The 21,499-nt window shown below is 47.1% G+C and carries 12 protein-coding genes and 1 pseudogene; 2 read left to right on the forward strand and 11 right to left on the reverse strand.

Annotated elements, in window-relative coordinates:
- Positions 1–63 precede the first annotated feature (63 nt).
- The 3 genes from H581_RS0120095 to H581_RS0120105 all read right to left on the reverse strand — a co-directional run bounded on the left by H581_RS0120095 (position 64) and on the right by H581_RS0120105 (position 3,716).
- On the reverse strand, positions 64–1,827 hold the full coding sequence (locus H581_RS0120095; protein ID WP_051251109.1) for a type 2 periplasmic-binding domain-containing protein: 1,764 nt from the start codon (positions 1,825–1,827) through the stop codon (positions 64–66).
- A gap of 113 nt (positions 1,828–1,940) precedes the next feature.
- Positions 1,941–2,813 carry a carbohydrate ABC transporter permease gene (locus H581_RS0120100; protein ID WP_028611589.1) on the reverse strand — a complete coding sequence of 291 codons (873 nt, stop codon included), beginning with the start codon at positions 2,811–2,813 and terminating at the stop codon, positions 1,941–1,943.
- Positions 2,814–2,828: 15 nt separating this feature from the next.
- Positions 2,829–3,716 (reverse strand): ABC transporter permease, encoded by an 888-nt coding sequence (locus tag H581_RS0120105; protein WP_028611590.1) that lies wholly within the window; start codon positions 3,714–3,716, stop codon positions 2,829–2,831.
- Between the two features lie 141 nt (positions 3,717–3,857).
- Here H581_RS0120105 and H581_RS0120110 point away from each other — a divergent pair, with 141 nt between their 5' ends.
- Entirely contained in the window at positions 3,858–5,612 is a 1,755-nt protein-coding gene (locus H581_RS0120110; protein WP_028611591.1) for a sensor histidine kinase, read from the forward strand.
- Positions 5,613–5,627: 15 nt separating this feature from the next.
- Entirely contained in the window at positions 5,628–7,277 is a 1,650-nt protein-coding gene (locus H581_RS0120115; protein ID WP_028611592.1) for a response regulator, read from the forward strand.
- Positions 7,278–7,319: 42 nt separating this feature from the next.
- Here the strand turns inward: H581_RS0120115 and H581_RS0120120 are convergent, their stop codons facing one another.
- The 8 genes and pseudogenes from H581_RS0120120 to H581_RS34705 form a co-directional block, all read right to left on the reverse strand.
- The gene (locus tag H581_RS0120120) at positions 7,320–9,392 is read right to left on the reverse strand and encodes an alpha-galactosidase (protein WP_028611593.1); all 2,073 of its coding nucleotides are present in this window, start codon (positions 9,390–9,392) and stop codon (positions 7,320–7,322) included.
- A 153-nt stretch (positions 9,393–9,545) separates the two neighbouring features.
- Complete coding sequence (locus H581_RS0120125; RefSeq protein ID WP_156889647.1) at positions 9,546–11,309, reverse strand: discoidin domain-containing protein; 1,764 nt, start codon at positions 11,307–11,309, stop codon at positions 9,546–9,548.
- 167 nt (positions 11,310–11,476) lie between these two features.
- On the reverse strand, positions 11,477–12,415 hold the full coding sequence (locus H581_RS39485; protein ID WP_342663444.1) for a fibronectin type III domain-containing protein: 939 nt from the start codon (positions 12,413–12,415) through the stop codon (positions 11,477–11,479).
- Positions 12,410–13,627 (reverse strand): annotated as a pseudogene (locus H581_RS38990) (glycosyl hydrolase family 8); the annotation flags it as partial. The gene H581_RS39485 and the pseudogene H581_RS38990, both read right to left, overlap by 6 nt.
- Positions 13,628–13,629: 2 nt before the next feature.
- Positions 13,630–15,354: an S-layer homology domain-containing protein gene (locus tag H581_RS36585; RefSeq protein ID WP_051251115.1), complete on the reverse strand. Its 1,725-nt coding sequence runs from the start codon at positions 15,352–15,354 to the stop codon at positions 13,630–13,632.
- Between the two features lie 76 nt (positions 15,355–15,430).
- Positions 15,431–19,567 (reverse strand): sugar-binding protein, encoded by a 4,137-nt coding sequence (locus H581_RS34695; RefSeq protein ID WP_051251116.1) that lies wholly within the window; start codon positions 19,565–19,567, stop codon positions 15,431–15,433.
- A gap of 246 nt (positions 19,568–19,813) precedes the next feature.
- A complete protein-coding gene (locus H581_RS34700) occupies positions 19,814–20,617 on the reverse strand; it encodes a sugar phosphate isomerase/epimerase family protein (RefSeq protein ID WP_036719485.1) in 804 nt (267 codons plus the stop codon).
- Between the two features lie 5 nt (positions 20,618–20,622).
- Positions 20,623–21,453 carry a phytanoyl-CoA dioxygenase family protein gene (locus H581_RS34705; RefSeq protein ID WP_084134675.1) on the reverse strand — a complete coding sequence of 277 codons (831 nt, stop codon included), beginning with the start codon at positions 21,451–21,453 and terminating at the stop codon, positions 20,623–20,625.
- Positions 21,454–21,499: the final 46 nt, after the last annotated feature.

Raw genomic sequence — 21,499 nt, forward strand, 5'->3', positions numbered from 1 at the left:
TCGATCTCCCCCTGCATGAATCCGGCCATGGAGAGATTCTCCATGGCCGGTTCTACTTTCAGACTATTTATTTTTTGCCGATTGGTACCATTCGTTGACTTCGGCCGTAATCTCATCTCCGCCAGATGCTTTCCATTTCTCAACGAACTTGTCGAAATCGTCTACTGGCGCTTTATTGTAAATAATGCTCAAGAAGGTCTCATGCTCCAAGGTCCGCAGTGCCTCGCCTTTATTGACCATCGTTTCGGTAGGCGCTCCCAGATACATATCAAGGATCGAGGTGTCCTTCTGCTGCAAGACTACATCAACAGCCTGCCAAGTTTTATTGGCTTTCGGATTAGCCTTTTCTTCTTCCGTTGCCGTGTTGAACCATTGCAGCTCTTGCGGTGTAACTGGTTTTTCTCCATTATATAGCTTCCGTCTAATCTCCAGCGATAAGTGTGGATCAACCAGCTTAACGCCTTCCATGATGAAATATTTGGATACATCGATTGGCGTTTCATCCGGGAAATCCGCTCTCGCTCTGCTGACCTTGCCGTCCTTGATCACATAATCATAGCCTTCATGCCAACCGTTCTCATAAGGGCTTCCAGCTACAGGGTTATTGTATTCATAAAGCTTGTTCAGATACAGCATGAACGCGTCCATATGCTCGAAGTCTTTCCTAAATACGATCACTTGTCCAGGGATTGTCGTTCCATGTCTGCCCACTTTCCCTGATGGTCCCGCAGGAATTAGTGCAGGGGTAACAACCGCGTTCGGATTATTCTTCATTAATGAAGCTTGGATTGGCCAGTTGTACATCCAGATCGGACCCGCAATGATACCGGACTGCTCCGAAGTGAACTGTTCGGAGCCTTTACGCTCATCAAGCAATCCAATGTCCTGGGAAATATAGCCTTTCTTGAACCATTCCTGCAGCTTCGCAAGCGCCTCTTTCACTTCTGGTTGAATAGAACCATACTCCAGCGTATTCTCGTCATTCCATGTATTCCAATAACCAGGGATTGCGCCAAAGCCGCCGAACACCCAGCTGACATCGGTCATATACGTGGCTAATGGATTGAGATCATTTTTAAGACCTAGAGCAAGCGGCGCATCCTTTTTCCCGTCGCCGTTGAAATCCGCTGCTATCATAGCTTCCATGACCTTCTCGAGCTCCTCGAAGTTGGTCGGAGCCGGCATGCCGATCTTATCCAACCAATCTTGACGAATGTAAAGGACGGAATCGTTATTCATGGATTCATTCAAAGTAGGAATGCCATATTTCGCGCCGTCTTTCGAAACGCTGAACCAATAGCTCGGATCTTGACCGTAGATCGCTTTCACTTGGTCGGAAGCATATTTATCGAATGCTTCCGTCACGTCCATGATTTTGCCAGCCTCGATAAGCTCGCCAAGCATTTGGTAATCGCCGATTACCATAACATCCGGCAGATCCTGATTACCGGCTAAAGCCAACCGGATTTTGTTCGCGCACTGGTCTCCGCTTGTCACCCAATCATATTTGATTTGAATGCCGAGCTCGTCTTTCGCCCATCTCGTATGCACATTGTCTTGAATGGATTCGCCTTCCCGGTATTGAAGATTGTTATTACACTTAAATGTGCTGATTTCTACCGCAGGCTCAAACTTCCCGTTCACGAATCCATCGCTTTGCGGATTCTCCGTTTCTTGAACTTGCTCGCCGCCGTTATTCGCTGGATTGTTACCGTTTCCATTTGCATTGCCGTTGTTGTTGTTGGACGAGCAAGCCGCCAACATGCTGAGCGCTAGTACAATCGTTAACAGCGTTGCGATCATCTTGCGAGTTTTCTTTTGAACCATTTGATCTACCCCTTCGTTAAGTTTTGTTTTCTACACTTTCAGCATAATTGGTGTTTGCGAGAATCAATAGAATAAGCTTTTAAGATTTGATATGTTAAATTAATTTCTTTTTTTCATTCTTTAACAGCTCCAAGAACGATGCCCTTGACGAAAAACCGTTGCAAGAATGGATATACGATTAGAATCGGCAGCGCCCCGATAAAGATTTGCGATGCGCGTATCGTCTTCTCAGACATTTGCGCCAAAGTCTCCGAATCAATCGCATTATTCGTTAAATCAGGCGCAATCAAGAGGTTTTGTAACAGCGTGCTAAGAGGCCATATGCTTGTATCGGACAAGTAGATCAGTCCGTCAAACCAAGAGTTCCATTGTTGAACGGCTATAAATAATGCAATCGTCGCAATCGAAGGCAAGGATACGGGCAAATACACGCGAAATAATGTCACGAGCTGCCCCGCGCCGTCGATCAAAGCCGCTTCCTCCAGCTCCCGCGGAATATTGCGGAAGAAGTTAAGCATGAGAATAATATTATACACATTAACAATGTTAGGCAGGATCAGCGCCCAAAGCGTGTTCATGATCCCCAGCTCAAGAATAAGAATATATCCCGGAATTAACCCGCCATTGAAAAGCATCGTAACGACGAAGAACCAAGCAAGCCACTTCCCGCCTTTGAGATTAAACTTGGATAAAGGATAAGCGGTCAACACGGTCACAATCATTCCTAATGACAAGACTAAAGCAACCCGTACTACCGATATTAACAGCGCATCTAGAAATTTGCTATTCGACAAGGTCTCTTCGTAGGATTTGAGCGTAAAATCAACCGGCCACAATGTAACCAGATTCGCCGCAGCTGCTGACGCGGAGCTGAAAGAAACAGCCAATACATGGATTAACGGAAATATGCACATCAACGAGATCAATATGAGGAACACTATATTTAAGCCATAAAACACTCGGTAACCTTTGCTCTTATGATACATCCTTCAAGCTCCTTCCTAGAAAATACGATAGTTGGCAAACTTATACGCAAGCCGGTAAGCAATCACAATCAAGATGAATCCGATGACCGATTTGAATAACCCAACGGCGCTGGCAAAACTGAACTGACTGCTTAGTATCCCTACCCGATAGACGTAGGTATCGATAATATCGCCTTTATCGTATACAAGCGCATTGTACAAATTAAAGATTTGGTCGAAGCCCGCATTTAATATACTGCCGAGGGACAAGGTTCCCACCACGACAATGATCGGTACCATCGACGGCAGCGTAATATGCAGGGTCTGCTTGAACCGCGTTGCTCCGTCTACTTCCGCCGCCTCATATAAAGCAGGATTGATTCCGGCGAGTGATGCTAGAAACACAATGGTCGAGAATCCGAACTCTTTCCAGGTATCACTCGCTATCACGACGAATCGGAACCAATCGCCATCCGTAAGGAACGGTATCGGACCGATGCCAAACATCGGAAGGATCACGTCGTTAAAAAGCCCGCGTGACGAGAGCAAATCGAGAAGAATACCGCCAAGAATGACCCAGGACATAAAATGCGGCAAATAAACCAAGGTTTGAACGGCTCTCTTAAGACCCATCTGCCTAATTTCATTTAGCAGAATAGCGAATAGGACCGGCACGACCAACCCCACGATAATCTTCATACCGGCAATGACAAAGGTATTCCATATAACCTGCAAGCTGTCCTCTCTCGAGAACAACGCCCGGAAATGCTCCATGCCTACCCAATCAGAACCGAAAATGCCCAGCCACGGCTTGTAATTCTGAAAAGCCAACACAAGACCGCCCATTGGTAAATAATTGAAAATAAGGACCAAAACAATCCCGGGTATTAACATGAAATATAGAACACTATGGCCTTTATTCATATCAACCGCTCCTCTCTTGTACTCTTACTCCAGTTGTTATATGTTAATTTATCATGGAGAGATAAGAGCAACTATAGTATGGTTTTAAGAAAGCCTATGTTTGTTTAAGGAGTTTGGAAATTCGCTTGGGGGGCGCTTTGCATGCATGGTAGAATAAGCTTGTATCAAAAAATGAACATCATTCTGATTTGCCTTCTTACGCCTATCATTTTGTTATCGTTGTATTCAAACCGAATTAGCAATAATGTCGTACGAGAGGAAATAGAGAAGTCCAGCGAGACCTACTTAGCGCTGCTGTCGCATCAGATCGATTCCACTGCAGATCAGTTGAGTACTCTCGCCCTATCCTTGAATCGCGATCCGTCTGTACGAGCCTTCGCTTCGGCTGTCTATCCGCCTGAGCCTTATGATCGTTATTTTCTCTTGTCTAATCTATCGGAAAAGCTAGGCCTGACAAGCTCTTCTATTAGCTGGCAGAACATCATTACCGTACACGCCCCGCAGATCCAGAAGAATGTTTCAAGCATGGCTAGCGTCCCGGAGTTCGATGGCGCATACATCGATGAAAACATGTCACAAGCTTGGACCTACCATACGGCAGACTTCCACTACGGGTCCGACAACTTTTTTATGCGATATTTTGTAGAACCGACCTACAACGCGAATAGACGTGCCGATCAGTATAACGTTATTACCGAGGTTTCTTTCTCTCAGAAAAATCTGGTCATGCTGCTGGATATGTTCAAAGCCAATAACAATGTGAACGATCCGTTATTGTATAAGCCGGGATTGCCGCCTATTCATAATTCAACGTCGCAAATTGAAATCGCTTACGAGCTCTTATCCGAGATAGGCGATGACGCTTTCATTCATCAGAAAAGTATTAGGGTTGACTTAGCGGGACATGAGTATATGGCCACCATTCAACCGTCCGAGACGCTCGGTTGGTATTTGATAGACTATGTGCCGATTGACGATATATTGGCTCCGATCGATCAAATGAGTGCCATATTTTATGTGACGGTCGGGGTACTCGTTGTGATTGGAGCGTTCTTATCGTTCATGATATACAGGAATGTCCAGAGGCCCGTCTTATTGCTCATTGGTTCCGTTCGCGCATTAATGCGAGGCGACTACTCCAAACGAATGACCTACAAAGGGCACTATGAATTTATGTACCTGATCGAGCAATTCAACCTGATGGCGCAGCAGATTCAAGAATTGATCGAGAAAGTCTATGAATCTAGAATCCGCATGCAGGAAGCGACCTTGAAACAGCTGCAGTCACAGATTGATCCGCATTTCCTGTATAACTGCTTAAATTTCATCAAAAACAGCGCCCGTATGAAGGACGAAGAATCGGTCGTCTCAATGAGCATTCATTTGGGAGAATACTATCGGTACGTGACAAGACTTGAGACCTCTTTAAACTCGCTGGAACAAGAGATCGAGCTTATTGTGAACTATCTGGAGATTCACAAGCTAAGGCATCATAAGCTTGATTATCAGATCCATATTCCGGAAACGATGATGCATCTAGCGCTGCCTCGGTTGCTGCTGCAGCCGGTCGTGGAGAACGCCATTGAACATGGCATTTCATCCGTGGAGGAAGCCGGATTGATTCGGATAAGCGGAACGATCCATCAAGGGGAGGTCACGCTTTCCGTTGAAGACAATGGCGAGGGCATGACAGCTGAAGAGCGGACTGCCATGCAACATAAATTAATGGATTCCAGCAACCAAGAGCAATTATGCGGCCTTTGGAATGTCTCCCAGCGGCTAATCCTCCAATTCGGCAAAGAATCCAGCGTAACTTTGACGGATTCCGAGTTAGGCGGATTGAAGGTCGTATTAAGATGGCGTGTGGCGTCCGAGGAACCCAAGAAGAACGACTAACGAGGGGGTTATCGCTTGTACACTTTATTAATCGTGGATGATGAACGTTTGGTTGTGGACACGCTTGCGAAGACGATTCCTTGGTCGACGATTCAGATCGAGTATGTACTCAAAGCATACTCGGCGGCCCAAGCATTGCAGTTGATGAACACCCATAACGTCGATATCGTCATTACCGATATACGAATGCCGAAAGTGACCGGGCTGGAGCTCATCGAAAAAATAAGAGAGCTCAATAAGAGAACGAAGTGCATCATCTATACCGGTTATTCCGACTTCGAATATGCCAGACAAGCGATGTCCTCTCAAGTCGTCGAATATTTGCTCAAGCCCGCGAGGGACGAAGACATTCTTGCAGCCGCTATGCGCATGACGCAGCGGTTAGATGAAGAATGGGAGCAAGTCGTATCTTTGCAGAATGCTTCGGCTGCTCTGAAACAAAATCTTCCCTTGCTTCGTACTGCCCTGGTTAACGACTTGATTCGCGGGAGGAAAATAGCAGCCAAAGAACTTGCGCATAAGCTAGATCTTCTACAATTCCCTTTTCATAACGAGGACCAATTCGCGATCATCCTTATTCGCCTGGAAGAATCCTTTACTAATTATGATCTGGAAAGCGTAGCCTTGTTCGAATTTGCGATTGCCAATATCGCGGAAGAAACGATGAACGAGCATTTCAAGCTGCTGCACGCCAAGGACGCCTATGATTATTTGGTCATTATAGCCAAGTTAAGCGATCAGAAGGCCGCTCAGCTCCAAAGTCCCGGTACAGATTCAGCTGAGGCAGCGCAGCGGCTTATTGAGCAATCCGCCATGCGTCTGCATGAGAATGTCAAAAATTTTCTTAAACGCAGCATATCGGTCGTCGTTAGCAAATGGGATCATTTTCCTATGAAAGTGCCCGCCATGTATCAGGAGTGCGTCACCGCCATGCGCAGAAACGTCGGTCAAAACACCGGAATTTATATGACCTTATCACATGAGCATCAACCGGATCATATCCATTCCATGCAAGCCTTGTACGAGCCTCCTACCTTCCAGCATCTGCTCGATGTTGGCAATCGGGAAGCTACCATTCAAAAAATACACTCGATCGCTCAAGAATTGAGGGATTTGCCTAATTTTACGCAAGATCATCTTATGGAGGTTTACTTTCATATTTCTTCCGCCTTTGCTTATGCAGCACACAAGAACGGAAAAACAATGGGGCAGCTGCTGCAGAGCGACTATGATGCTTTTCTGTCCCGACGTTCATTCGCTAGCATTAAGCAGCTGGAAACCTGGGCGCTAGAATTTATCGAGAAGCTATTTGATGATATGGAGTATGGCATTGTAGACAATAAAACGAATGTCATTCAGAAAGTGAAGCAATATATCCATGACCACCTGTCTGAAGATGTCACCTTGCAAGCGCTCGCCGACCAAATTTATTTGCATCCTGTCTATCTATCTACGATCTTCAAATCGGAAACCGGCGAAAATATAAGAGATTACATCATCAATCAGAAAATGGAGAAGGCAGCCTGGCTGCTGAGGCATACAAACGACAAAATTTATCAGATCTGCTCTCAAATCGGTTATCAGAACCCGCCTTATTTCATCAAGCTGTTCAAAAAACATTTTGGCCAGACTCCTCAGGATTACAGGAGCAGCCGCTCGAATTAACAAGAGCCGCCCTAGAACATCATGTTCCAGGGCGGCTCTTCATCAAATTACGGTGTATCGGAATAAAGCATAGGTAAACTGACCGTCCAATTCGAACGCTGCATACCCTTTATCATCTGTCGATGCCTTTATTTGTTTGCTTGTCCCCAGTATACAATCCAACTGCAATTGTTTATTTTTCAAGCTCCATAGGCGATAGTCATGCGCGTTGCCGCTATTTCGTTCCTTTATCACTAACAGATAACCGCTCTTCTCTGACGTGATGGATTGAAAGCCTGTCCAAACGGTACCATTGGGCTCTTCGCCAATAGGCAGGACATGCCCCGCAAGAATATCGCTTTGAACCTCTCTATATTTAGGCACAATACGCTCAAGAATCCGAACAGACTCTTCATCCAGACCCGTCTGTTCCATCCAGGCCAGCGGATTCGCGAACATCGTGATCGCGAAAGCATATTCCAACCCGCAAGCTGAAGGCGACAATACATCCCCTTCATACAGATGAGCATTTCGTTTGACATTCAGAAATTCCGCTTGTATGCGATAAGTCGGATAGTAACGCGATAACATCCAGACATTTCTTAACGTACAGTGCTGAAAATAATTCGGCCAAGCGCCAAATTTTCCTGTAAACCTATTTTCGAGAAATAAAGAACCATACTGCAACTGCCCATAATAGCCGCTTCTTGTGCCAGCAGTCACATCCATATTGAAAAACACTTTACGATCGGTATTTTCGAGCACTCTTCTTAATAGACGGTTAAGATTCTCCTCTCCCGCCTTGGATGTAAATTCAATGCCATCCATCTTAAAGGCTGTGATCCCGTATTTTTGATGAAGCTTAATTAATACCTGACTGTCCTTCTCCCAATTTTCGAAGTCATTGATCGAGTCAGGAGAGAACCATAGCCCCATTTTTATCCCCTTCTCTTCGGCGGACGCGATAATCGGCTCAAGCCCGTTAGGGAACCGTTTATCGTTAACCTTCCAGAAATCAGGGTTATGTTTATAATAGCCCTTTCCCCATGCGCCGCCAGGAAGAACGGAGTTAGCGGTTGTTCCATTCTGCCAGCCGTCGTCGATTTGATAGAAGGTAACTCCCGTTCTTTTCGCTGCCCCAAGCTCCTCCAGCAGGAATTGCTCGCTTAGTCTCCCGTCAGAGGATTGATCTCCCCATGTATTGGACATGATGAAGGCATCTTTATCAGGGTTGAACACATGAATCGTATTATGGTATTGATGGAGTGCCGATAGAGCAGCCTCTTCGTCTCCGCTCCATAGCAAGATTGTGCTTCCATAAGTCGTTAGCGTTCGATGACGATTCAAGTCATGACGGTCAAAGCCCCAGCCAACTGCAAATACATTCATTCCTCGAATAAAAAAATCGCTGTCGACATCACCAAGATAATCAAGAGGTGTAGGCCCTTCCTTGATGAACGTTAATCCATCCTTGGACAAATGATCATTTACAACCAGTAGATTTCCATTCATAAACCTGCGTTCACGCCTGGAGAAAAGTCCTTTTCGAGTAAAAACAAGATTGTCAAAGTCATCGGTCACATCGATAAACTCCACACTCTTCCATCCCATATGAACGGGCTCCAAAGGAAAGCTGTCCTGGTAATCATCCGTAAGCTCCTTGAAATGCGCTCTCTTCGCTGGAGTAACCTCGGCTTTCTCTGCAGGAACAGGAAGGTTGACTCCATCCTTCAGACTGACATTAACAAAGGATCTTATTAAAGGAGATGCCGGGTAAACGATATGGATCCATCTCACTGCACAATCCTTATATGCCAGACAAACTTCCACACGTAAGTGTTCTTTGGCAATGCCGCAATCATCATCCAGTTTGGCTTCGACCGTAAGACTTGAACGCTCACCATAAATAAAGGAAGAATGATAGAAAGCGTACTTTTGATTGACATTTGTTAACCAATCATGAGTATCTTCCACCGTAAACCATTCTTTATTGGTTACTTTATTTAATAACGATATAACAGTCGGAATATCTTCTTTGACACTCCAAGTCCTTTCGAAGGTCTTGTTCCCGATTTTAAGTGTATGACCTTCTAACAAAACATAACAATCCTCAAACGTATAATGATAATCTAGCATAGAACCACTCCTTTTATACCAACATACCGATTGCATGCTTGAAAGTATAGAACGCAGTTTTAAGATTCGAAATGTTCGTTTAAGAACATTGCGCTAGAATGCAAAAGAGCCGTCTAACATGTCAGCACATGTTAAGACGGCTCTGCTTACATCTTATTGATAAGCTCTAAAATCGTTAATTTGCCACCATGCGTTATTGTTCGTATTGATAGCTACTACAATATACCGTCCTGTCGTTGCAGGGAACGTTAAATCAATAACAGGGTTCGAATTATTCGTTAATGTCGCCACAACCGTTCCCCAAGTAAAGTCGTTCGACACGTAAACATTGACTCCTCTTGGGTAGTTATTCGAATCGGATGAGAGGAATTTGATTCGGCTTACTTGCTGCGGGGATCCCATATCGATACGGAACCATTGCCCCTGACTCATGCTTGCGCCTGAGTAATACGCGGTATTCATGTCATTATCGATTGCGTTGGTTGGATACATGCCTGTACTGCCTGAGGAAGCCACCGTCCAATTGGTCCGGGAGATTTCTCCGCCTCCCTGTAATTCATATGCTCCGCGATCCACAGCACCTCCTACTGGCCGCGGATTATAGGCGAAGTCATTGGATGGGGCTAAGTTACTCGTACCTGAATTGATAGCCGGCGACCCTGACTGCAAGTGGAAGTCCCCTCCTGCTGGGTTGACATAGAGCGGATTCCCGACGATATCGTTAGGTCCGGTTACAGCAGGCGTTCCATTGTAGTAGAGATTATAATTGTAAGTGACATTGCTGTTACTCCCATTTGGGTTTACAGCCCTGCCTGAGCGAGCATACATCACATTATTGTACAGCTTCACATTCGTGCTGCCTTGCGCATAGATTTCGCCATAATTGAGCTGCGAGGAATTTTGATAAGAGCTGTTGTTAATGATGTCAACATTCGCGCTGGAGTAGGAGTGAATCCCTGAGCCGCCATTTAGATAAACAAGATTATTGGTTACGAGGGTTTTACCGGTATAGGGGGCTAATCTTCCATTAAGCTGCGTATTCTTATTGTCATCGATAATGATCCCGTTACCGTCTGAATAGGCCTCATGCTTAGCCCATTTCACAAGGGTTTTGTTGTTATAGACGCGATTGTTTCTAACGATATTCTTATAAGCGGATGTGTTGTTGTCGGAATTATAGGAGTGGAATACACTAATGCCGCTTGTTGCGTAGATCGTAAACCATGAGGTATTGTAAACCGTGTTGTTGTCGATATAGATATGGTCTGATTCCTCCGATACGATCCCCCCGCCCGGAACATCATGAACCATATTATTCGCAATTGCAATATGCTTCGGATTCGGGCTATTGGCATCGGTTGGTCTAATATAAATGCCGTTTGTATTGGTTTGCGCCATATAGTCCCAATTCACCGTTCCGGCGTCTTTATTCTGCATATAGTGATTGTATCTGGCTTCTCCCGCACTAAGTGAAAGATTCGCATTGTTGCCTTCGATCTCGAACCCTTCGATCCGAATATAGGAAGCGCTTCGAATGAGGATATGATTCCATGCTGTGCTCGTATGGAGCTTAGGCTTGTGGCCCGGATAAGCTTTGTAAGTAATATACTCGCCGGGAGCCCCAGACCGCGTCACGATAAACACGCCTTGATTGCTTGTCTCGTTATAGGTGCCGTTCATCACGTAGACTGTGTCACCGGGGTTCGTTCTGTCCGCGGCATATTGAATCGTTCGATAGGGTGTCGATGGATCTGTCCCATATCCGCTTGCATTTTGCCCGGAAGGACTGACATAATACGTAGTCCCCGCAGCATGCGCTTCTTGTAGTGAGAGAGTCGACAGATTCACACTCATCAGGATAAAGACCAGGATAACTAACGGGAGAAACGTCCTTTTTGATCGATTAGCAGTCATCATGATAACCTCCAATATTTAATTTTTTAGAATAAAAATACCTTGACGCCTTTTCCCCTCCTTATGGACAGAGTATTTATATAATCATCTGAAAACAGGCCAAAGCAACTACTCTAGCCTGCCTCCAAATGTGAATAGAAAGCGCTTACTACAACTTCGTTTATTTCCCCCTATTTCTCTGTCATAACCTCATAAATATAGCCCTCGCTAGTATTCCCGGCAGCGTCCTTGGCCACTATTTTGAAGACGTATTCCGTCTGTGGCGTCAAATCGGTTACCGTAAAGGAGGTATTCGTAAGCGGAACCGGATTTACTTTTTCCGTACCTTTGTACACATCATAGGTAATGGTTCCCTTCGTATCATCGTCCGTTGATGGTTCCCATTCCAGCGTCACACGATCCTTTTTGATCTTGGTTGGCTTCAAAAAAAAAGGTTTGGACGGAGGAGTGACGTCCGTCGCGGTTGTAGATGCAAGGAATACATTGCTGGTCGAGGTATTCCCGGATTTGTCCTTGGCTACGATTTTGATGGAATATGCTGTTGCCTGTTTAAGATCATTAATTCTGTATCCGCTTGTAAAATAGATGTCTTCCGTATTGACTTTCTTATCGTCGACATACACATCGTATGCCAAGCTTCCATTCATATCGTTGTCGGCAGCTTGACTCCAGCCTAATATTAGGCTGTTCAACGAAGCGGCTCTCACACGAAGCCCTGTCGGTTGAGCCGGTGGGGTTGTATCTGCAACAGTAGAAGCTTTAACGGTGTCGCTGTAAGTTTTGTTGCCAGCTCTATCCCTCGCTATTACTGTAAAGCTATATTCGATTCCTGGGTCCAGGTAATCGATCTTGGCACTCGTATTCTTCGTCACATGGATGAGGGATGAACCTCTTGTGATCTCATAAGTAACCTCGCTTTGATCGTCGGCAGCAGCATCCCAAGCAAGATCAATGGTGCCCAAAGTCTGTCCGGTCACCGTAACATTCAACGGCTTGGAAGGCGGTGTTGCATCCGTCGGCGTTATTTCTGGCAGCGTATCTTTCGGATATGGCTTTTCGTCATAGAAATTAGGCATGTTGCCGGTAAGCACCAGCATGCTCATAACCATTACAGTATCCTGAAAATACCCGCCCGGCCAATCGGTCGTCGGCTCCAGGGTTCTCAAATAATTGTACATCAGATCGAGCGAAGCCTGATTCGATGAATCCACCATAGCAGCTACGGCCATCGGGCCTACCATGTTCCGCGGGCTATAGTATGTCGCTCTGTTCGAACCATCGATATTATAGCTGGCGTAAGTGTTTTCCGGTTTACCCTCGATTTTCTCGATAAACCATTTCACATTACGGTCTGGGAAGTCATGGGCCAAAGCGCTAGCAGTTCCGTTCCATAGGAAGTCCTGTCCGACTCTCCACGGGATTCGACTCGCATCGAAGCCATAATTCGTATCTCCCCCCGAATAAGTAGCCTCCCCGTTCGTTAATGTCCACTGATAAGGCACCAAACCCGTATTGGGATTCAAATGATAGTAATGACTGAACATATCGTACGCTGCTTCCACGGCTTTATCCCAGCGCTCATCGCCTGTCACTTCACCAAACAGCTTGAACCAGGCAGGAATTTCGTATGAGCTGATGACGGATGAAGTGGTGTTGATCCCTTTCTTCACGATGTAAGAAGGCTTATAGATAAGATGCTCCATGATATTCGCGATAATCTTCTGGGCTTCTTCCATATAATTAATTTCACCTTTGCTGCCCCATTGCTTATGGGCCATCAGCAAGGCAAGCGCCACATCAATATCCCCATCCGGTGCTACATATGGATCCACGGTGTTGCCATCCTTATCGATCTTCCATGCCATTAAATAGTAACCCGGTGTAATGTGGCTCTTATAGTAGCGATACAGCGCATCAAAATCGCTGTGGCCGCTATTGCTGGAATTAGCCATTTAGACGGAGATAAGCATGCCATAGCCCATCCCTTCTGAAGCCGTTCCATGCTTGTAGCTGCCATCACTTCTCACCCGAAGCTCTCCTGGATTTTTGGTACCCTCGGAGGTCAGATAGAGATATCTCCATTTTGTATACAAATTCTGCATATCCCGATTCAGCGTATCCCGGTCGAGGCTCGGCATGATGCCGTGCGGATACGTCGTATTATGAGGAAAAGGATACTTCTCCTCGCCGGACTTAGGGGCGGCATATCCCGCAGCAGATCCAGTGCCGGCTAAGGAACCTATCGCGGCAAGTGTGACGATGAGTGCATAGAGCAAGGCTTTAAACCCCGCTCCGTACCGTTTATTGTTGAAAGTGCTCATTATTACACCTCCATCAGTTTGTTATAGATCTTGTAAAGAACGATAGCCATCTCTGCTCTTGTCGCAGTCGATTGCGGCTGGATCGCGCTTCCTTTCCCTTGAATGATTCCCTCGCTGACTAGCGTGATTACAGCGTCCCGGGCATAAGAGGAGATCAGAGCTTGATCCTGGAACCGATTCAGCTCCGCGTCATTTGCAGCGGACAGCACGATACCCGCAGCTTCCATCGCCCTCATAGACAGGACCATCATTTCCTGCCTGGTGACAGGCTGCATGGGATGGAATTGATTGTTCCCCTTACCCAAGGCAATACCCAGTTTCTTCGCAATGGCTACCGGCTCGCCGTAATAATCCGAGCTCTTCACATCCGCGAAGCTGGCATCCGCCTTTGTCTCCGCATGTAATCCTAAGGCTCTGACCAGCAAGGTAACGAGTTCGGCTCTTGTCAGCTGCTGATCCGGCGCATAATTCGAATCAGAAACCCCTTGAATGATACCCTTGGAGGCCAACACTTCAATTTCCCACTGTGCCCAAGCATAGCCTGCCAGGTCTCTGAAGCTCTTAATATCGAAAACCACCGCATATTGGCTGAAGTGAGTAACCGTAAAGGTTACCCGTCCTGTATCCGGGTTATATCGACCTGACGGTATTCTGATGACTTCACCCTCATTATCGATATACCAAATGACAATATGCTCCGGCCTCATCAATTCCTCAGCCGTAGGCTCATAGTTCATCGAAATCGTGATCGGGGCCTGATGATTATTCCAATGGACAGGCTTTCCGTCGATCGAAAGCTCCAGATCTACGACCGGTTTGTCCTTCAGCTTGTTCTTGAGCGATTGACTTAAGCGCGAGGTATCCGCCGCGGCGATGCGAAGCTCGATCTGTGACGCGTCTTGCATTTCATTCGCTTCAAAGACCGTATCCGGCAGGGTCACGGCGGCGATTGCAGACTGAACCTCCAAGCTTCTTGCCCCGCTCCGCCCTTTGAAGAAATCTGCCGGAATGCTAAGCTCGTACTCATTCGCTCCCTCTTGCGCCGTCATCTCGATGATCGCTTTTCGTTTACCGGAAGCGCTTGGCGCCGAAGCAGAAAAAAGCTGCTCCAGAATGTCTTGGGCTACGCTTGCTATTGCTGCCCGGCCATCCAGCACGATGTGGGGTACCGCCCTGTTTCCATTAACAAGTGCAGGAGGTGGAATCGTCACTGAGCCCAGGCCTAATTGCGGATCATTCGCAGGAGTCACCTTTACTGTAGCGGATACATTCGGGCTTTGTTCCGTCGTACGCAATCCGCCATCTACGGACTTTAATGAGGTCCATTCCACCACGGCATCCCCTGTATGTCCGATCGCTTCAAACACAAGCTGATACAGTGCCGTTTGACCATTTTCCAGAGGCTTCTCCCCAATCTTCGTATGAGCCACTATGATGTGATTTCCCTCTACGATAGGGGGAACACTGAATCCGGAGAACATCGCCTCAGACTCTTCGCTGATCAGCCTTAGTCTCGTTGAATCATAAGTGAATGCGGCTTCGAACCCGTATAGGTCGGTTACCTTGCCCGATGCCGTCACAATGATCTTTCCTTGATGGCCAACCGTTCTCTTGTCCATGCTTAGGACAAAATCTTGCTGAGCTGCCGCGTGCGAATGGAGCGGCGGAATCGTATAAAACAACATAATTGCGGCGAGCATAAGCAGCCCGATCCGATAATGCCTCATGAACGGACATCCTCTCTGTATAGGGGGAATGCGGAAGATGCGGACCTAACTTGTATGTCCGCATCTCCCATTACGTTTATTGTAGAATTAGCTGCGCAACCGCACTCAAATCTTCAATGCCAATGGCAGAATCACCGCTTAGATCCGCATGCTTCACCTGCTCCCAATCGGCACTGCCCGAATTTTTCCCGTAATGAAGGGAAACAAACAACAGATCATGAATGTCAACCTTACCGTCGGCTGTGTTGCCTGGTCCATTCACATCTCCAGGAATTTGATTCGTTACAAGTAATTCCAATACCGCTGCATCCGAAACTATGATCTCATTGGCAGGATTCAATAATGTCGAATCTGTTCTAAGAACAACGTTCGTTGGCGCAGATACCGCACTGGCTCTCACGGTAATTTCGAATAAATCACCGCTTGTCGTCACCGCTCCGCTCGGGCCGGCGCTCGCGCCAAGTATACGCAGCTTGCCTGGCTCACTCGTGCTCCATCCCGCAACCTCGAAGCCCGTTTTCAAGGAAACGACATCCAGAATCTCCATAGCATTCGCGTCATACGTAATGGTCAAATCCTCTACGAAAACTTCCGCTCCATCATCATTCACTATGCCGTAGGTCAGTTTGAATTCATCGCCGCTTCTCACCACAGCTGGGCCGCTGAGCGTATCGGTTACTTGCGCAGCGCCAGTATCTCCGCCGGCAACCAGCTTCACTTCACCCCATCGAACAGTCGTGAGATGCGAATCATTCTTCTGATTGTTCCATTTGGCCACATTATCTCTTACTCCATCACCATTACCGTCATCGTTTACTTGTGCTTCAAAGCCGAGAATCTTACCGATTACTCCGTCAATTGTCGTTAATGGCAGTCTCGCTTCTACGATATATCCTCCGTCATCAATACTTGTTGCGGTCTCGAAACTATCAGGGGAAGATGTATTTTTGCCTTTTGTCGATCCGCTGCGTAAGTTCTCAAAATTCACGCGATAATGGCCGTCGTCGGATCCAAAGGTATCTGACTTCGCATTGTTCTCATCCAAGAAGAGCTCCACCGAATCTTGCTCCCAAACATTGCTGCTTGCGCTGCTTAGATGCGGGTCCGCAACCTCTGCAAGCACATAAAGATTATTCTCATCCCATAGCGCTCGTACCGTCGCTATTGCCGCCGGTTTGTTCGCATCGAAGAGCTTGCTCGTCTCAACGCTTGGCGTCGTTGCCCAGATCGCATCGATATCCCCGTCCATTTCAGGCGTACCATATGCGGCCTCCATTTGTTGCGTTACATCCGGTTGCGGCTCGACAATAACAATAACATCGTTTTCAATTGGGTTTTCACTTGTGTACGGAGTTTCGTACGCGCCGATATCGTATTTTGCGCCTTGCGGACGCGCATCGCCCGCATAATCGGTTTGCGGCGCTCTCGTTTGGGTGCCATAATCAATAGCAGGCGAATCCGATTGCAAGTGGAAATCATAATTTCCAGCTTCGAGAGATACGAATTTTGGATCTAACACACGATCGTTCGTGCCCATGACCTTAACTACACCGTTGAAATACACATTATTGGCAAACACGTTATTATATCCGCTAATATCGTCATTGATCGGTTTGCCTGCACGACCGTAAACGATATTATTGAGAATGTTAATGTTCTCGCTAGCATTTGCAAACAAATTCGCATAGTTCATATGAGGGCTGCGGCTGTTGTTGTATACGGTATTGTTAATAATGTCAACGTTCATAGATCTGTAGGTGTGAATACCTGATCCGCCGTTCTCATACACAATGTTATTGGTTATGAGGGTCCGTCCTTTATATTCCTGGTTGACATCGTAGATGATGCCATTCCCGTCGGAATAGTTCATGGTACGATCCCATTTCACCTTCGTCTCATTGTCATACACGCGATTGTTGCGAATAATGATTTTGTAATCGGTCGTGTTACTATCTACATCATAGTTGCCTAGGAAACTGACACCGCTTGTCGCATACATCGTATACCAGCTGTTGCTGTGTATCTCATTGTTCTCAATCGTAATATAGTCTCCCTTGCCTCCAATGCCGCCACCGGCCATATGGTGAACATGATTGTTCCTTGCGATGATGTGATGACCATTAAAATCTATTCCATTCGTATTCGTCCGAGCGTATTCAGCCCAATTCGTTCCGCCGGCGATTTTATCTTCATACACGGCTTCACCCTGCTCGAGCGTAAGGTTAAGATTGTTACCCTCGACTTCAAATCCATCGAAGATAATATAGTTAGCGGCAATAGCAACCATATTCCAAACCCCAGGTACATTATCAGGAAGAAGCAGCTTCGGCTTATTATTCGGATCATAGGCCGTATAAGTAATATATTTGGCTTCCTGGTTGACTTGGTCGTATGCGCCAGACCTTGTAATATTCAGCCACCGGTCACTATGAGCAGTCGCGCGGTAAGTACCCGACATGACGTACACCGTATCCCCCGGTTGCGTCAGGGATGCCGCTTTTTGAATCGTTAAGAAAGAGTTCTCCGGCGTTAAGCCGTTACTCAAATCCGATCCATTCGGGCTAACGTAATAGTTCACGGGATCGCCGATATAAGGGGATTCCACATAAGGCGCCCCTGGATTAGGATTCGTTACCGGTGCAGTTCCCGCCGCAATGGATCCTGATAATTCAATATCGTCAAGCAGAATCGTACTTGCCAGATGAGGTCCGTCCTTCACTGCTAAGTAAAAGGTTTGCAAACCTCCAATGTAAGGATCGCTCTGTATCGGTTCACTGCTAACGACCTGAGAGTCATTGATGAACATGTCATAGCTTTGTGTGTCGACGTGAAAGACCAGCTTTATCTTGACAGCTTCATTCTCGTTCCACACCGCCCTCTCCGTCAATGCTCCTGCAGCTGTATTATTGGAACGAGCATAAATTTTCCCGTCTCTCGAAATAACATAGATTGGGCTTTTAATGGAGCCTGATGCATTCGTCAAATGAAAGATATAATCAGCGTTTAAATCTATGAGCTTCACTGTCTTCTCTAGCGTATAGCTATTCATCTTAACAGCCGTTAATCCGTTCGCATGGAAAGGGATCGCAATGATGCCTTTTTTGGCAGCCGCGGTTGTCACTTCTGCCCATCTGTCGCCATCCTCTTCAACGATCCGGGCAGTGGTATCGGAAGCGCTGTCAATTGTTGTGCCGTTTAGCAGCGGCGTCTGTATGACGCTTCCGGTTTCTGCAGCAGCTATCATTGGATCAGGATCAGACGTTTCAAAGGTGGTTGTCCGAAAAACTTGGTTGCCGATTTGGATAGGAGACTCGTTATAAATCTCAATTCGATCATAGTTCCCTAATGGACCAGAAGCAGGATTAGGCTGCAGCTTAAGCGTATTAGTCCCCGCCGTTAATTCCACACCAGAGATCTCTTCGAATTTCCATATATTCCATCCGCCTGTGGAAAGACCTTGTAATAGAAAGGTCTGTTCCCCGTTCACGGTTACTTGACCAGGCCTTGCTGTATTGCCCAGGTTGTACCGGAACCTGATGGTATAAGTGCCGTCTTCGGGCACCACCACATTATTCCATTGCAAATAACCATTGCTGCTAGCAGCTATTCCCACATAACCGGTACCAGTAAATCCAGGCGCGTTTACCGCATTATTGCCAAAACTATTATTGACATGGGCAGCGCCTGCACCCGTTTCCGCTTCAAAAATGATGTCGTATGGCTTCATTCCCAGATAGTCTATTTCTGGACCATTCTCGCTTTCTGAAGTGACTGTAACTTTGTTTGTCCCTTGATTCAGCATTACGACAGCCGTTATCGGTGCCCAAGTCGGCGCTGTATTCGCTCCAGTCTGTTCACCTTGGAAAGTCGTAATATACTGATCGTTCACCTTCAATGCGAAAGGTCTTGGAGTCTGATTATTATTACTGTAATGAAAAGTAAGAACATAATTTCCATCGGCCGGCGCGGTCACACTCGGCCACGTCATACTAGCGGAATCCGATTTCGCTCCAAGCTTAACGAAGCCTGTCCCGGAATAAGCTGCTCCGCCTCCAAGCGTTTCTACATCAGAACTAACCCTAATATTCTCTGCTGCCTCCGCCTCGTAAATGCTAGAATCCGCAGCATAAGCCTTATCTGTCGAAAATCCTAATGAAGTAAATTGCCCCAGTGTAAGTGTTACCATGAGTACCAATAAAAAGAGCTTCTTCAATCATTTCACCCTCCCTGAAACATTTAGTTACCCCGTAAAATACAGCTACAGTTGATTCCCATCTTCCTTAGACGATTCGATTTTTCACCTCCATGGATTGATTTTCCTTCTCTTTCAACATACCTACAGTTCGCATGAAAACACAGAGCATAGTTTTAAGATTTGAATTGTTCGTTTAAGAAAAAATGACAAAAAGATTGGGGATGTCCTAAAAGTCATCAAATGACTAAGGACACCCCCTTTTTTCTATCCCACCCATTGCTCGTATTGCTTCTTCAAGCGCTCCGTCATCCACTCGTTCACTTCCCACAAGTCTGACACCGGCTTGTTCGTAAACGGATCGGTCGGCATATACCCCGGCGGGCCGAACTCGGCCGTAAAGGTCGTCTCCCGCTGGCCCGACTTGCTCTGACGCGTAAAAATCCGCTCCCACCAGCCAAGGAACAAGCCCAGTTCCTTCTCGAAATAAGGCGACGCCGGATGCGGCACCTGCGGCCCTTCCGGAAAGCCGATGCGGCCGTGAACATGCACCGCCCTTGCGATTGCAAGCCCGATCGCTTCCTCCTGATCCTCCAGATGAGACTCGCAAACGTTCATCCAGTGGCTGAAGTCCGCCGTAATTCGAAGCTCGGGAAATTTGTTCAAGAGCCTTGCTGTCGTCCATGGGGTGAACATTGCGCGGCCACGATGCGTTTCGTGACCGACCTGAATTCCCGCTTTCTGCTCAATTTGCAGCGCTTTCTCGTAGAACCGGTCTTGATCGGACTCGCTCATGCTGTCTTTCGCGCTATGACAGACAATCAAGACAGGCTCGAAGGTTGCGGCCCGCTCAACCTGCTCCTCAAAGCTGCGGACATGATCGCCGGACGTAAACGTCTGAACGATGTAGCGCAATCCGTAACGCTTAAGCGCCTGCTTGAATCCCGCTTCGTCCTCGAGGCTTGGCATTGGAGCTTCGATACCCGCATAACCCGCTTCCGCGGCGCGCTTTAGCAGCTCTTCGTAGGTTCCTTCCAATCCCCATAATGCTTTGAATACGTTTAACTTCAATTCATTCACTCCTTCTTCATGCCCATCGGCATCATCATGCCGTTATCCATCCCCATCATCGTGACGCTTTCGCCGGCCTCATCCGTGTCCGTGAGATAGACCTCCGTACCGAAAGCCGGCTCCGCATACGGCTGTGAAGTGCTCCCTCTAGCCAGAATCTGGCGGTAGTTACCCGAGTCCCCTTCATAGCCATCGTGATCCCAAGGCACCCAAGAGCGCGCGTTGCAGTAATGACATACGTATGACCGGCGATATCTGTCCGTCGTACGGTTCGGGTACGAACGGTGGAACAGATGCGAATGGAAGAACAAGACATCTCCCGCACTCATCTTTACCGGAATGGCAGGAGGATACTTGGCTACAACCTTGGACAGCGTATTCACTTCATCGTCAATGTTGCTGACGTTCTGAACGGCATGCAAGTCGCCGAAGGCGTCAAGCGCATGAACGTTGCCTCCCCCGATTCCGTCAGGAGGATACACCGGCTCATGGTTCGAGCCCGACACGACCCACAAACAGCCATTCTCTTCATCGACCTCCTCCAGTGCAATCCACGCACCCATCAGCGTATCCGGATGCGTCTTGATGTAGCAGGAATCCTGATGCCAGCCTTGACCGCCCTTCCCCGGCGGATTGAGGAACATCATCGATTGAAGCGCATACACGTCGGGACCGATCAGCGCTTCCGTCACGTCGAGAATTCGCGGGTTCAGCATCCCCCGTTCCGCGGCTGCGATACGGGACAGCATATGAATTCTTGTCGCCTTGGCGAATTCTTCCTTAAGCGGATCGCGACTGTTCGGATCGGGCTTCGTATCGAATGATTGCACTTTCATTGTAAAAGAAGCGAGGCCGTCGCCTCCATGGCACGATACCTGCAAA

Source organism: Paenibacillus harenae DSM 16969 (assembly GCF_000422465.1).
Classification (GTDB): domain Bacteria; phylum Bacillota; class Bacilli; order Paenibacillales; family Paenibacillaceae; genus Pristimantibacillus; species Pristimantibacillus harenae.